Annotated in this window: 12 protein-coding genes; 4 read left to right on the top strand and 8 right to left on the bottom strand. The window is 67.8% G+C overall.

Translation table 11 applies throughout. From position 1 onward, the window contains the following. Window positions 1-51: 51 nt before the first annotated feature. The 4 genes from V3B30_RS08040 to V3B30_RS08025 all read right to left on the bottom strand — a co-directional run bounded on the left by V3B30_RS08040 (window position 52) and on the right by V3B30_RS08025 (window position 5,531). Window positions 52-1,848: a DUF885 domain-containing protein gene (locus tag V3B30_RS08040; protein ID WP_262084255.1), complete on the bottom strand. Its 1,797-nt coding sequence runs from the start codon at window positions 1,846-1,848 to the stop codon at window positions 52-54. A 67-nt stretch (window positions 1,849-1,915) separates the two neighbouring features. After that, window positions 1,916-2,431, bottom strand: a complete 516-nt coding sequence (locus tag V3B30_RS08035; protein ID WP_262084254.1) for a cytochrome c oxidase assembly factor 1 family protein — start codon at window positions 2,429-2,431, stop codon at window positions 1,916-1,918. A 25-nt stretch (window positions 2,432-2,456) separates the two neighbouring features. Next, a complete protein-coding gene (locus tag V3B30_RS08030) occupies window positions 2,457-4,682 on the bottom strand; it encodes a S9 family peptidase (protein WP_262084253.1) in 2,226 nt (741 codons plus the stop codon). A gap of 159 nt (window positions 4,683-4,841) precedes the next feature. Next, a complete protein-coding gene (locus V3B30_RS08025; RefSeq protein ID WP_262084252.1) occupies window positions 4,842-5,531 on the bottom strand; it encodes a glutathione binding-like protein in 690 nt (229 codons plus the stop codon). A 112-nt stretch (window positions 5,532-5,643) separates the two neighbouring features. Between V3B30_RS08025 and V3B30_RS08020 the strand changes: the two genes are divergently transcribed. Both V3B30_RS08020 and V3B30_RS08015 read left to right on the top strand, forming a co-directional pair. Continuing rightward, window positions 5,644-6,252, top strand: a complete 609-nt coding sequence (locus V3B30_RS08020; RefSeq protein ID WP_100474559.1) for a TIGR00645 family protein — start codon at window positions 5,644-5,646, stop codon at window positions 6,250-6,252. Window positions 6,253-6,451: 199 nt separating this feature from the next. Further along, window positions 6,452-7,465: a TonB family protein gene (locus V3B30_RS08015; RefSeq protein WP_262084251.1), complete on the top strand. Its 1,014-nt coding sequence runs from the start codon at window positions 6,452-6,454 to the stop codon at window positions 7,463-7,465. Window positions 7,466-7,547: 82 nt separating this feature from the next. Here the strand turns inward: V3B30_RS08015 and V3B30_RS08010 are convergent, their stop codons facing one another. Further along, on the bottom strand, window positions 7,548-7,802 hold the full coding sequence (locus V3B30_RS08010) for a hypothetical protein (protein ID WP_262084250.1): 255 nt from the start codon (window positions 7,800-7,802) through the stop codon (window positions 7,548-7,550). A 76-nt stretch (window positions 7,803-7,878) separates the two neighbouring features. On the opposite strand from V3B30_RS08010, the gene V3B30_RS08005 reads away from it, so the two are divergent. Both V3B30_RS08005 and V3B30_RS08000 read left to right on the top strand, forming a co-directional pair. Further along, window positions 7,879-8,676 carry a helix-turn-helix transcriptional regulator gene (locus V3B30_RS08005; RefSeq protein WP_100474566.1) on the top strand — a complete coding sequence of 266 codons (798 nt, stop codon included), beginning with the start codon at window positions 7,879-7,881 and terminating at the stop codon, window positions 8,674-8,676. A 99-nt stretch (window positions 8,677-8,775) separates the two neighbouring features. Next, window positions 8,776-9,486, top strand: a complete 711-nt coding sequence (locus V3B30_RS08000) for a transposase (protein ID WP_262084249.1) — start codon at window positions 8,776-8,778, stop codon at window positions 9,484-9,486. Between the two features lie 22 nt (window positions 9,487-9,508). Here the strand turns inward: V3B30_RS08000 and V3B30_RS07995 are convergent, their stop codons facing one another. The 3 genes from V3B30_RS07995 to V3B30_RS07985 are packed head-to-tail and all read right to left on the bottom strand — an operon-like array spanning window position 9,509 to window position 12,959. After that, the gene (locus V3B30_RS07995) at window positions 9,509-10,693 is read right to left on the bottom strand and encodes an ABC transporter permease (RefSeq protein ID WP_100474572.1); all 1,185 of its coding nucleotides are present in this window, start codon (window positions 10,691-10,693) and stop codon (window positions 9,509-9,511) included. Then, window positions 10,690-11,436, bottom strand: coding sequence for an ATP-binding cassette domain-containing protein (locus tag V3B30_RS07990; RefSeq protein WP_100474575.1), 747 nt, complete (start codon window positions 11,434-11,436; stop codon window positions 10,690-10,692). Before V3B30_RS07990 ends, V3B30_RS07995 begins: the two co-directional genes overlap by 4 nt. Continuing rightward, entirely contained in the window at window positions 11,433-12,959 is a 1,527-nt protein-coding gene (locus tag V3B30_RS07985) for an alpha/beta hydrolase (protein ID WP_262084248.1), read from the bottom strand. The genes V3B30_RS07990 and V3B30_RS07985 overlap by 4 nt, the downstream gene beginning before the upstream one ends. Between the last annotated feature and the right edge of the window lie 262 nt (window positions 12,960-13,221).

Genomic DNA, 13,221 nt, shown 5'->3' with positions numbered 1-13,221 from the left:
ACGGGGTCAGAGCCCTTCCCTACGGAAAGGGATCCGACCCCAGCGCTTCGGTTACTTGTACTTCGGCACGAACACCTTGTTCACCGCATCGGCCAGCTGGTCCGGCGGCAGCAGGCCCTGGTCGAGCAGGAAGTTGTTGAACGCCAGGCGGTCAAACTTCGCACCCAGTGCCAGCTCGGTCTGCATGCGCAGTTCCAGGATGCGGGTGTAGCCATAGAAGTAGCTGCCCGCCTGGCCCGGCATGCGCACCATGTAGCGGTCCAGTTCCTGGGTGGCCATCGCCTTGGACAGGCCGACCTGCTCCATCAGTACGCGCTCCCCGTTGGCACGGTCGGTCAGGCCGAGGTTGAGCATCGGGTCGAGCATCGCGCGTGCGGCCCGCAGCAGGCGGAACTGCAGGGCGATCATCTGCCCATCCAGCGGCTCGTACGGCGCCATCTCGGCTTCGGCATACAACGCCCAGCCTTCCACGTTCACCGAATTGAACGCGAACATGGTGCGTGCCAGCGAGACGCCACGCTCGACCATGGCGGTGAACTGCAGCTCGTGGCCGGGGCGGCCTTCATGCGCGCTCAGCGTCCACGCCGCCGCGCCGAAGTTGAAATCATCGTACTGCGCGCCCGGGCCCGCGGCCGGGTTGCCCAGCGGCAGCACGAAGGTGCCCTGCTGCCCGGTGTTGTTGACCAGCGGCGCCGGCAGGAAATGCGGTGCCGGGCTGGCCGCGCTCTCGGCGGCCGAACCCAGGCGCATCTGCATGGCGCGCTTGGGCACATCGACGATGGCGTGCTCGCGGATCAGCGGATCGATCGCATCGATCACCTTGCGGTAGTGGCCTTCCAGATGATCGTCGGCGATCTTGTCGGCCTTCAGCGCGCGGATCACCGCCACCGGGTCGCTCGGATCGGCCACCTTCAGGCCCTTGTCCTTCACCACCAGCGGTGCCAGCTGCTGCATCGCCGAACGGGTTTCCATGAATTCCAGCTGCGCGCGCTGCATCAGCAGCTTCGGGTCGATGTCGATGCCGACCTGCTTGAGCTGGTAGGCGTACAACGGCGCCGGCAGGCGTGCGTCGGTGCGCGCCTTCGGCAGCACGGTCGAGCGCGTCCAGCTGGCGTAGTCCTTCATCTGCCCGGCCAGGGCCTTCATCGCCTCGTCGGCGCCGGCAATCTGGTACTTCTTCAGCAGCGACTCGATGCCGGTGATGTAGGTCTCGACGTTGTCCAGCGACTGCTGCACTTCGATCTTCGTCGGCTGCAGCAGGCTGCCGTCCTTCAGCCGTTCCTCGTAGCGCTGGCGGGCCAGCGTGGTGAACGCGGTGCCGCCCGGCTGCAGGCCGGCATACGCCTTGAGGCGGTCGAGCGCCTTGGCCCGGCGCTCGGCCGGCACCTGGTCGGACAGCAGCAGGTTGAGGCCGCTGAACACCGTCTGCGGCGCATCGCTCCACGGCAGCAGGTACTTCTCGTTGAGCTCGCTGCCTTCGATGTTCTGGTTGGCCGCGTGGATCATGATCTCCAGGTCCTGGCGGACATTGGGATCCTGCTCGGCGGCCAGCTTCGCCTTCAGTTCGTCGCGTGCCTTGGCCATCGCGGCGCGGTAGCGCTTGCCGTTGTCCGGGCCGAGGTCAGCCACCTTGTCATCGTAGCCGGGCACGCCGAAGAAGCCGGTTTCTTCCGGCTGGAACGGGCCCTGCGCATCGAGCAGGATCTGCGCCAGTGCGTTGCTGCGGGCCACCCAGGCCGGGCTGGCCGGGGTAGCGGCCTTGGCGGCGGGTGCAGCCAGCGCCGGCGGTGCGGACAGCAACGGGGCAGCGGTCAGGGCCAGGGCAACGGCCAACGCGATCGGCTTCATGGTGCACTCCAGGACAGGGTTGCCCGCACCCTACGCGCTCAGCGCGGCGGCGACAATCGGCCGGAGGTCACAACGCCGCGGTCAGCGGGCACTCGCCGCGCTCGCGGCAGACCTGCAGTTCGCATTCCTGCGCGGCTTCAACGTCATCCAGTGCGGTCAGGTCGAACGTCTGCTTGTTCTCGCCCAGCACGTACATCACCGGGTAGTCCCACACGTCGTCACTGCGGGTACCCTTCACGAACAGCCGGCCCTGCGCGCGTGGTCCTTCCAGGGCCACGGTCAGGCCAACATCGCGCTGGCCGTTGATCGCGGTCTGCATGCTGCCCAGCGGCATCGATTCGGCACGCAGCGGCTCGCCGAAGGCTTCCACCAGTTCGATGCTGCATCCCGCGCGACGCATTGCTTCGCGCATCGGCGGGCTCTCGCGTGCCGCCTCGCTCCAGCGCAGCACGCTCCAGGCCACTGTGCCACCGGCGCCGGCCAGCACCAGCAGCACGGTCAGCGGCATCGCCCAGCGCCAGTGGCGGCACCACCAGCCGGCGGGCTTGGGGCCATGGGTGGGAATCGGCGGTGGCAGGGTCATCGGCGGGCTCCTTCCCGTTCGTGCATCAGGGCTTCAGGCAGCGCCCCAGGAAGGCTTCGGCCACGCGGTAGCGATGCAGGGCATCGGCGCCGGACAGGCCATGCTTGGCGCCCGGGTAGGTCATCAGTTCGAACGGCTGCGCACGCTTCTGCAGCGCGCTCATCAGGCTGGTCGAGTTGGTGAACAGCACATTGTCGTCGGCCATGCCGTGGATCAGCAGCAGCGGCGAACGCAGGCCGTCGATGTGGGTCAGCACGCGCGCTTCGCGGTAACCCGCTTCATTGCGCGCCGGCAGATCCATATAGCGCTCGGTGTAATGGCTGTCGTACAGGCCCCAGTCGGTGACCGGTGCGCCGGCCACGCCGCAGGCGTACTGGTTCGACGCCTTGGCCAGCAGCATCAGGGTCATGTAGCCGCCGTTGGACCAGCCCTGCACGCCGATGCGCGCCGGGTCCACCCACGGCTGCTGCTTCAGCCAGGTCACGCCACGCAGCTGGTCGGTCACTTCCACCGTGCCCTGCCTGCCATACAGCGCGCCACCGAAGTCGCGGCCACGGCGCGGGGTGCCGCGGTTGTCCAGCGAAAACACCACGTAGCCCCGCTGGGCCAGGTACTGGTTGAACAGATGGTCGCCACGACCGGGCCAGCTGTCGGTGACGGTCTGGCTGGCTGGGCCGCCGTAGACGTACACGGCTACCGGATAGCGCTTGGACGGATCGAAGCCGGCCGGCTTGATCAGGCTGTAGTTCAGCGGGGTCTTGCCATCGGCAGCCATCAACGTGCCGAACTCGACCGGGCGCTGTGCATCGCGATAGCGCGCATACGGGTGCTTGGGATCGGCCAGGTCGTTCTCGACCAGCGTGGCGATCTTCTCGCCACTGGCGCGGAACAGTTCGATCTGCGGCGGCGTGGTGCTGTTGGACCAGCTGTCGACGTAGACGCTGGCATTGCGGGCGAACGTGGCACTGTGCATGCCCGGTGCCTTGGACAGGCGCTGCGGCTCACCGCCCTGCAGCGACACCGCGTAGATCTGGCTTTCGCGCGAGCTCTCGATGCCGGCACGGAAGTAGGCCTTGCCGGCCTTTTCATCGACCGCCAGCAGCTCGTCCACCGGCCAGTTGCCATGGGTCAGCGCGGTGGCCTTGCCCTTGCTGTCGATGCGGTACAGGTGCTGGAAGCCGGTGCGCTCGGACGACCAGAGCACGCTGCCGTCTTCAAGGAAGCGCAGGCTGTTGTGCAGCGGTACCCAGGTCGGGCTGGTCTCGTGGGCGAGTACGCGCTGGCGGTTGGAATCGAGTGCCACTTCCACCAGGTCCAGCTGCTTCTGGTCGCGCGACTGGCGCTGGAAACTCAGGTGCTGCGCATCGCGCCAATCGACGCGGGCCAGGTAGATGTCCTGCTCCTTGCCCAGGTCGACCCAGCGCGGCTGTGCATCGGCGGCCGGTGCAATCACGCCCAGCTGCACGCGTACGTTGGCATCGCCGGCGGCCGGGTAACGTTGCTCGATCACATCGGTGCGGTCGGCGTAGACCTCGTAGCGCTTCTGCACCGGCACCGGTGCCTCGTCGATGCGCGCGAAGGCGATGGCCGAATCATCCGGCGCCCACCAGTAACCGGTGTGGCGGTCCATCTCTTCATCGGCGACGAACTCGGCCACGCCGTTGCCGATGGTGGTGCTGCCGTCGCGGGTCAGCTGCAGCTGCTTGCCACTGGCCAGGTCGATCACCCACAGGTTGCGGCCGCGGATGAAGCTGACGAAGCCGCCCTTGGGCGACAGCTTGGCGTCGGTGGCGAAGCCTTCACCGTGGGTCAGCTGGCGCACGGCCGCTGCACCCTGCTGCTTGAGGTCGTACAGGTAGAGTTCGCCGCCCAACGGGAACAGCAGGCGCTGCGCGTCCGGCGACCACTGGTAATCGACGATGCCGGTCATCGCGGCGATGCGCTGGCGCTCGCGGCGGGCCTTTTCCTCGTCGCTGAGGGTCTCGGTGCCGGGCAGCACCACCTTGGAATCGACCAGCAGGCGGGTCTGGCCGCTGCCGATGTCGTAGGTCCACAGGTCCAGCTGGTTGCGGTCGCTGTCCTTGCCGCGCAGGAAACTGACCTGCGAGCCGTCCGGCGCCACCTTCGGCTTCATCAGGGTCGGGCCGGACAGCGGCAGCGGGCCGGTGATGGCTTCCAGGGTCAGCTTTTCGGCGTGGGCGGCGGTACTGGTGGCGAGCATGAGGGCGAGCGAAGCGAACAGGTGGCGCATGGAGGATCCCGTCAAACGGCAGGTCCGCCCCGCGGCGGGCGCCGGGCGGTCGTCCCCCATCCTAACCAAGCCCGTGCGGGAAGGCAGCATGACCTTCTGCCCATAAGGAGTGCGAGCGAGTGCCGACCAACGGTCGGCACCCACCTTCAGATGCCGGGGTCAGCGCTGGCCGAACAGGTGCTTGCGCTCTTCGTCGCTGAGCGGCTTGCCGGCGTTGGGGTTCACCTGCTGGCGCAGGGCATAGGCGCGCTGGGTGGCCGGGCGTGCGGCGATGGCCTCGTGCCAGCGCTTGAGGTTCGGGAAGGCGGCGAAGTCCACCGGCAGCGTGTCGTAGGCGCCGATCCACGGGTAGCTGGCCATGTCGGCGATGGTGTACTCGTCGCCGGCCAGGAAGGCGTGCTGGGCCAGGCGCTTGTCCATCACCCCATGCAGGCGGCGCACTTCGTTGTCATAGCGCTCGATCGCATACGGGATCTTCTCCGGCGCATACACATTGAAATGCCCCATCTGGCCGCTCATCGGGCCCAGGCCCGCCATCTGCCAGAACAGCCACTCCAGGGTGGTGACCCGGCCGCGCGGGTCGCTGGGCAGGAACTGGCCGGTCTTCTCGGCCAGGTACAACAGGATCGCGCCGGACTCGAACACGCTCTGCGGGGCACCGCCATCGGCCGGGGCCTGGTCGACGATGGCCGGCATCTTGTTGTTGGGCGAAATGGCCAGGAATTCCGGCTTGAACTGGTCGCCCGAGCCGATGTTGACCGGGTGGATGCGGTACTCCAGGCCGGTTTCCTCCAACAGCAGGGTCACTTTGTGGCCGTTCGGGGTGGGCCAGTAATACAGGTCGATCATGGCGTCGGCTCGGGGTGCGGAAAGGAACCTGAAGTCTAGTGCGAGAGTTGGGTTGGCACCGTCATGTCGGGCCGGTAACCTCGCCTCTCCCCCGAAACGCAGCATCCCCCGCATGAGTGCAAACCGCCCGCCGCTCTCCCCGCTGTCCACGCTGATCTTCGCCTCGCGCTGGCTGCAGCTGCCGCTGTACCTGGGCCTGATCGTGGCGCAGTGCGTCTACGTGTTCCTGTTCGGCAAGGAACTGTGGCACCTGATCTCGCACTCGGTCTCGATGGGCGAACAGCAGATCATGTTGATCGTGCTGGGCCTGATCGACGTGGTGATGATCTCCAACCTGCTGGTGATGGTGATCGTCGGCGGCTACGAGACCTTCGTCTCGCGCCTGCGCCTGGAAGGCCACCCGGACCAGCCGGAGTGGCTGAGCCACGTCAACGCCAGCGTGCTGAAGGTGAAGCTGGCGATGGCGATCATCGGCATCTCCTCGATCCACCTGCTGAAGACCTTCATCGCCAGTGGCGCACTGAATGGCATCCCGCTGTGCACGCCGGAACAGATGAGCGTGGCCGCCGCCAACATCGGTGTCGCCCGCTGCTCGATGCTGACCCCGGACGGCGTGCTGTGGCAGACCATCATCCACTGCGTGTTCATCCTGTCGGCAATCGGCATCGCCTGGACCGACAAGCTGATGTCCAACAGCCACAGCAAGTCGCACGACCACTGAGGTCGTCGCCGGCAACGGCGGTGGCCGTTGCCCCTCCCGGCCACCGCCCCTTGTACGCGGCGGTGGCCGGGATGCTAGATTGCACCCTCGCCGTTGCCGGCGGTGGCGTCGGGAAACGTCACCCTGCCGCGCCCGGACCGCAGGTCCCGGCCATGCATATCAATGATTTACGTCACGTCGTCTTCTAGAGGGGAGCAGGATGTCGCACGTCTCAACGATCACCGCCGCGCGCCGGTGGCTGCCGGTTGCTTTGGCACTGGCGCTGGCCGCCTGCTCGGGCAAGGAAGAATCCGCAGCACCGGCCCCGGCCGCCGCACCCACCGCCGCTGCACCGGCCGCACCGGTGGTCGCCGCCAAGGTGCAGTCGATGGGCACCGAGCAGCTGCGTGAGTCGGCCAGCCAGGCCCTGCGCGAGAACCGCATGTACGCGCCGGCCGGCGACAACGCCATCGAGTACTACCTCGCCCTGCGCGACAAGACCCCGGACGACGCCTCGGTGAAGAGCGCGCTGACCGACCTGCTGCCCTACACCCTGATCGCCGCCGAGCAGCACCTGGGCCGCGAGGACTACACCGAGGCGCAGCGCCTGGTGGCGCTGATCGAGAAGGTGGATGCCTCCGCGCCGGCCCTGCCGCGCCTGAAGGACGGCCTGGCCAAGGGCGTGCAGAACGCTGCCAAGCGCACCGAAGCCGAAGCCGAGAAAGCCAAGAAGGACGCCGAGGACCGCAGCAAGCAGCAGACCGAACAGCAGCGCCTGGCCGAGCAGCGCGCCAAGGAAGCCGACGCGGCCAAGCAGATCGCTGCCCAGCAGGATGCTGCCCGCCGCGACAACGAGCGCCAGGAGGCCGAGCGCCAGGCCGCTGCCCGCCGCGAAGCCGAGCAGAAGCAGCAGCAGGCGGCCGCCCAGCAGGCCAGCGCCGCACGCCAGGCGGCGGCTCCGGCGGCCGCTGCGGCGCCGAACCTGCGCCCGGTCAGCACCCCGGCACCGCGCTATCCGTCCGAGGCGCTGCGTGCACGCACCTCCGGCGAAGTGCTGGTGGAAATCACCGTCGGCACTGACGGCTCGGTGATCAACGCCCGCGTGCTGCGCGCAACCCCGTCGCGCGTCTTCGATCGCGAAGCCATGAACGCAGTCAAGCGCTGGCGCTTCGAGCCGGTCAGCGCGCCGGTCACCACCCGCCGCACCCTGGTATTCGCCCCGGGCGGCACCTGACCACGAAAAGGGGACGGAGGGGATTAAGTCGTTTCCGTCCCGCAATGACCACACGGCCCGGCATGTCCGGGCCGTGTTCGTTTCAGGGGTAGCTGTCGATCAGGCGCTGCAGTGCTGGATCGCGCGCGGCCAGCACCTGGAACAGTCCCAGCGCATGCAGGCCCGGCAGCAGCGCACGCAGGTCGGCTTCGGCGGTGGCGCGGAGGGCGTCATCGCTGGCGGGATCCTGCCAGTCACGGACGCTGGCGAGGAAGGCACCGACGCTGCCCTTGCGCACGGTGAGGCCGTTTACCTGCACGTCGTTCTGGTGGTCGGGAAGGATGTCCTGCGGCTGCATGGGTGATGCTCCATTGAGGGGACTTCCAGTATCGACACCCCGCAGCGACCGTTCTGCCGTATAACTGCCAAACGATATGGCAGATCAGACATTCCCCGCGTTGCTCGACCCCGCACTGGCCAACGCCAGCAGCGGGCCGGCGTTGCTGGCAGCCCAGCTGCGCCTGCACCGCCCACGACGCACGGCCCGCCACCGGCACGCCCGCGGCCAGCTGCTGGGCGCACACCAGGGCCTGCTGCGGATCGAGGTCGATGATCTGCAGTGGCTGCTGCCAGCCGGACACGTCGCCTGGATTCCGCCCTCACTGCCCCACGCCCTGGTAGGGGCAGAGGAATTTGATGGCTGGAGCCTGTACTTCAACGCCGAGGCCTGCCTGGACCTGCCCGCCGTGCCGCGCATTTTCCAGCCCAACGCGCTGTTGCAGGCCGCGACGACGCGCGCGCTGGGTTGGCCACACCGGGCGCTGGACGCCGCGCAGGTACGCCTGGCCGGCGTGATCGCCGATGAGATCACCGCCAGCACGCCGCTGCCGCTTGCCCTGCCACAACCGCAGGATCGCCGCCTGCGGCGGGTCGCTGCGGTGCTGGCACGTTCGCCGGATGACCTTCGCAGTGTCGAGGCGTGGGCAGCCACCTGCGGCCTGTCCAGCCGCAGCCTCGCCCGCCGTTGGCAGGCCGAAACCCACATGACGCTGGGCCAGTGGCGGCAACGCCTGCGCGTACTGCTGTCGCTGCCACGCCTGCTGGCGGGCGAACCGGTGATCAGCGTTGCGCTGTCGATGGGCTACGACACGCCCAGCGCCTTCATCACCGTGTTCAAGCGCGAGATGGGGATGACGCCTGCGCGCTACGCAAAAGGGGACGGAGGGGATTAAGTCGCTTTTGACTCACCCGACACTGCTTCGCGGCATTGCCTGATGCCCTGCTCCGCAGCCGCGATGACAGGCTGAGGTCCCTTTCAGCCTCCGAATCCCATGCCCCGACAAGCACGCCTGATGCTGGCAGGCCAGGCCTATCACGTGATCCAGCGCGGCGTGAACAAAGGCGCGATCTTCGTCGACGACATCGACCGCCAACTGTTCCTGCATCTGTTGCACAGCGCATTTCTCAAGCACCACGTCGCACTGCATGCCTATGTACTGATGGGCAACCACGTCCACCTGCTGGCCACGCCCTCCACACAGCAGGGACTGGCGGGCGCAATGCGCATGCAGGGCAACAACTACGTGCAGGCCTTCAACCAGCGGCACGGACGCAGTGGGCCTCTGTGGCAGGGGCGCTTCCATTCCTCGATGATCGACAGCGACGCTTATCTTCTCAGCGTATACCGCTACATCGAACGCAATCCGGTTCGCGCCGGAATTGTTGTCAGCGCCGAAGATCATCCGTGGTCCAGCGTGCACGGCAACCTTCAACGACGGGATGATCCAATGCTGACCCTGCACCCCGCGTTCAAAGCGCTTGCAGGAACCGCTCGGCAGAGGACGAGGTTGTATGCCGAATTCCTGCGCGATGTGAATGCATCCGCAGACCTGCCCGCAATCCGCAACCACAGCAGCAGGCAATGCCCAATGGGGGACGCTGCATTCCTGCGGATGGTGGAGAAGACGCTGGGACGCCCCGTGGCAATACGCAAACGAGGGCGCCCGCGCAAGGAGGGGACGGGGGAGGCAGAAACGACTTAATCCCCTCCGTCCCCTTTTTGGGTCAACCGGAAATCGCCAGGCGCTCGTTGTGGTAGCGGCGCACGGCGGCGAACCACAGCACCGCGGCCAGGCCGAGGCTTGCGCCCAGGTAGATCGCCCAGACCGTCGGGGTGATGGTCTCGTGGCGGATCACCTTCAGCAGCATCTGGTTCTGCGACAGGAACGGCACGGCGTACTGCCACAGCTCGCTCTTCAGCGGATACGCCACCAGTGCGTAGCCGGGCAGCATCGGCAGCAGCATCAGCCAGGTCATGTGGCTCTGCGCCTCCTTCATGCTCTTGGCCGCGGCCGACAGGAAGGTCAGCAGCGAGGTGCCGATCAGCAGCATCGGCAACATCACCAGCAGCATCTGCAGCATCGAGCCGACGTTCATGTTGAACTGGCGGCCGATGTTGCCGGGCGCAATCTGCGCGCTCACCTTGAATGCGACCAGGGTCAGCAGCAGCGATACGAAACCGACCACGCAGGCGGCGGCGATCTTGCCGCTGACGATCGCGCTGCGCGAGCCCGGCGTGGCCAGCAGTGGTTCCAGCGACTGCCGCTCGCGCTCGCCGGCGGTGGCGTCCATCACCAGGTAGGCGCCACCGATGAACGAGGTCAGCGTCAGCAGTACCGGCAGCAGCATCGAGAGGATCATGCCGCGCTTGGCTTCGGCACTGGCCAGGTCCTGGCGCGCCACGTCCAGCGGGCGTGCCACCTGTGCATCGGTGCCGCGCGCCATCAGGCGCAGTGCACCGACCTGGCCGTTGTAGGTGGCCAGTGCCGCCTCCAGGCGTGCGCCAGGCACTTCGGCGGCACGCCGCGTGCTGTCCCTGATCACCTCCACCAGTGCAGGCTTGCCATCGGCCCAGTCCTTGCCGAAGTCATCGCTGATGCGTAGCGCCACATCGATGTCCTGGGTGCGGATGGCCTCGGCCAGGTCCTTCGGTGCCGGTGCGGCATTGAGGCCCTGTGCGGCGAGGAAGCGCACCAGGTTCGGTGCGTTCTCCGCACCGATGGTCGGGATCTGCAACGGCTCTTCGATCTGGGTGCGCACCCGGCTCTCGGCCAGCTTGCCCATGCCCAGCAGCAGCACCGGGTACAGCAGCGGTCCGAAAAGCAGCGTCAGCAGCAGCGTGCGGCGGTCACGCGACAGGTCGCGCAGTTCCTTGCGCATCACCGTCATCAGGGTCGACATCATGCTCATGCGTGCAGGCCCTCTTCGCTGCCGATCAGTTTCACGAACGCGTCCTCAAGGTTGGCTTCACCGGCCTGTGCACGCAGTTCGTCGGCGCTGCCAGCAGCCATCACCGTGCCCTTGGCGATGATCACGATGTGGTCACACAACGCGCCCACCTCCTGCATGATGTGGCTGGACAGGATCACGCAGCGGCCCTCGTCGCGCAGGCCCAGCAGGAAGCGGCGCAGCGCGCGCGTGGTCATTACATCCAGGCCGTTGGTCGGTTCGTCGAGGATGACGTTGCGCGGGTCGTGCACCAGCGCGCGGGCAATCGCGGTCTTGGTGCGCTGGCCCTGCGAGAAGCCATCGGTCTGCCGGTCGAGGATGTCGCCCATGTCCAGTGCGTGCGACAGCACCTCGATGCGTTCGCGGATGCGCTCGGCCGACAGGCCATGCAGTTCGCCAAAGTAGGCGATGTTCTCGCGCGCGGTCAGGCGCTTGTAGACGCCGCGCGCATCAGGCAGTACGCCGAGATGGCGACGCACCTCCACCGGATGGCGCGCCGCATCGATGCCATCGACCGTGATGCTGCCCTGATCGGGCGTCATCAGCGTGTAGAGCATGCGCATGGTGGTGGTCTTGCCGGCACCATTGGGGCCCAGCAGGCCGGTGATCTGCCCATCCCCGGCGCGGAAGCCGACGTTGGCGACCGCCTGGATGCGGCCCGTGCGGGTATCGAAGGCCTTGTGCAGGTTGTCGGCGACGATCATGGTTCCCATCCGTTGAACGAGGTGAACGCCGGCACGTAGCTCAGCGTGTCCAGGCAGCCGGCATCCAGCGCCTTGGCATCGGTCTTGTCGATGAACTGGCCGAGCAGGCGCGGCATGCAGCCGGCGGTCAAGGTGCCATGGCCCTGGCCACGGGCGACCAGCGCACGGCCATTGGGCAGGCCCTTGAGCACCTGTGCGGCGTAGCGCGGCGGCGTTACCGGGTCCAGCTCACCGGACAGCAGCAGTGCCGGCACCTCGCTGCGCAGCGGCACGGCATCGGTTGCCGGCGCCGGACGATGCGGCCACACCGGGCAGGCCGCGAAGAAGGCGCTGGCGACTTCGTTGCCGAACAGCCGTTCGGGATCCTCGGCCGGCGCGTGGTAGCGCGGCGCATCCTCGCTGCAGATCACCGACCACTGCATGCCGCGGTTGATCTGGAAATCCATGCTGCGGTTCGCGCCGCGCGCCAGCGATGCCAGCGGTCCGTAGCGCCCGTGTGCGGCCTCATCCAGCACCAGTGGCAGCAGCGAGGAATACTGCGGCACGTAGGAGAAGGCGAAGGCCAGGCCGACCACGCTGTCCGGCGTCAGGACATCCTGCCGCGGTGCGTTGGTACCCGGATCGCGATACTCGACCGAGACCGGCGCACGACGCAGGGTGTCGACCACGCTGCGCAGCTGCGCGCGGGTGTCGGTCGGGAAGCGCTTGCTGCAGGCGGCATCCTTGCGGCACTGCGCCGACTGCAGGGCGATCGCGTCCTCGAAGGTGGTCGCGAAGTCGCCACCGACCACCAGCTCGTTCGGCACCACGCCATCGATGACGATGCTGCGGGTGTGCTGCGGATAGGCGCCGGCATAGCGCTGGGCCACGCGGGTGCCGTAGGAGCCACCGACCAGGTTGACCTGATCCACGCCGAGCGCACCGCGCACCGCATCCAGGTCGGCGATGGCCTCGGTGGTGGTGTAGAAGCGCGCGTCGGCACGCCCCTGCAGCGACGCCGCGCAGCGCTGGGCGTAGTCGCGCAGCGATGCCTCGGAAGGCGCGGCATCTTCGTCCATCTGCAGTGGCTTGCCGTCCGCGCCCAGGCAGCTGAGCGGGTTGGAGCCGCCGGTGCCGCGCTGGTCGATCAGGAACACGTCGCGCTGCTTGCGCACCTGGCGCAGTGCGGTATCGACGATGACCGCCACCTCGCTGGCCGCCTGGCCGGGGCCGCCGGCCAGGAAGAACACCGGGTCGGGCTGGCTGGCGCCGCTGCTGCCCGATTCCAGCCAGGCGATGCGCAGGCCGATCCGGCGGCCCGCGGGCTGGGCCCGGTCCTCCGGTACCTGCAGGGTGGCGCACTGCGCCTCCACGTTGGCGCTGGCGCCTTCGGTGGACAGCGTGCAGGGCTGGAAGTCGATCGTGCCGAAGCGGCGGCTGGGTGCATCACTGGCACTTCCGGCATCGGCCGCCGGCGGCTGGCTGCACCCGGCAATCATCAGGCTGGCCAGCATCCCGGCCAGCGCGAGGTGGTGTCTTTGCATCGTGCTCGTTTCCCCTGGAGGACGTTCCTGTCGACCACGACGGGCTGCCGCGGAAGATGTGACCCAACTTACACGGGCAGCGCGCCGACGGCGATGGGCAATGACGAATCCGCCGCCGACGGCGCGCAGACCAGGCGGTCCCGCCCTTCGGCCTTGGCCCGGTACAGGGCGGCATCGGCTGCGGCCAGCAGCAACCCATGGGCCAGTGTTCCGGCCCGACGGCGATGTGGGGTCTGAAAACGGCGAGCGCAGCGGACAGCGC

This window comes from Stenotrophomonas sp. SMYL41, from assembly GCF_036319965.1.
GTDB lineage: Bacteria > Pseudomonadota > Gammaproteobacteria > Xanthomonadales > Xanthomonadaceae > Stenotrophomonas > Stenotrophomonas maltophilia_R.
The sequence above is the reverse complement of the archived record's forward strand: the minus strand, read 5'-3'. Positions and strand labels throughout refer to the sequence as shown.

Excerpts from the sequence above, each read along its gene's own strand:
- V3B30_RS07990 (WP_100474575.1), bottom strand. The coding sequence starts at position 11,436 with ATGATCGTCGCCGACAACCTGCACAAGGCCTTCGATACCCGCACGGGC.
- V3B30_RS08030 (WP_262084253.1), bottom strand. The coding sequence starts at position 4,682 with ATGCGCCACCTGTTCGCTTCGCTCGCCCTCATGCTCGCCACCAGTACC.
- V3B30_RS08040 (WP_262084255.1), bottom strand. The coding sequence starts at position 1,848 with ATGAAGCCGATCGCGTTGGCCGTTGCCCTGGCCCTGACCGCTGCCCCG.
- V3B30_RS07985 (WP_262084248.1), bottom strand. The coding sequence starts at position 12,959 with ATGCAAAGACACCACCTCGCGCTGGCCGGGATGCTGGCCAGCCTGATG.
- V3B30_RS08005 (WP_100474566.1), top strand. The coding sequence starts at position 7,879 with ATGGCAGATCAGACATTCCCCGCGTTGCTCGACCCCGCACTGGCCAAC.
- V3B30_RS08025 (WP_262084252.1), bottom strand. The coding sequence starts at position 5,531 with ATGATCGACCTGTATTACTGGCCCACCCCGAACGGCCACAAAGTGACC.
- V3B30_RS08000 (WP_262084249.1), top strand. The coding sequence starts at position 8,776 with ATGCCCCGACAAGCACGCCTGATGCTGGCAGGCCAGGCCTATCACGTG.
- V3B30_RS07995 (WP_100474572.1), bottom strand. The coding sequence starts at position 10,693 with ATGAGCATGATGTCGACCCTGATGACGGTGATGCGCAAGGAACTGCGC.
- V3B30_RS08010 (WP_262084250.1), bottom strand. The coding sequence starts at position 7,802 with ATGCAGCCGCAGGACATCCTTCCCGACCACCAGAACGACGTGCAGGTA.
- V3B30_RS08015 (WP_262084251.1), top strand. The coding sequence starts at position 6,452 with ATGTCGCACGTCTCAACGATCACCGCCGCGCGCCGGTGGCTGCCGGTT.
- V3B30_RS08020 (WP_100474559.1), top strand. The coding sequence starts at position 5,644 with ATGAGTGCAAACCGCCCGCCGCTCTCCCCGCTGTCCACGCTGATCTTC.
- V3B30_RS08035 (WP_262084254.1), bottom strand. The coding sequence starts at position 2,431 with ATGACCCTGCCACCGCCGATTCCCACCCATGGCCCCAAGCCCGCCGGC.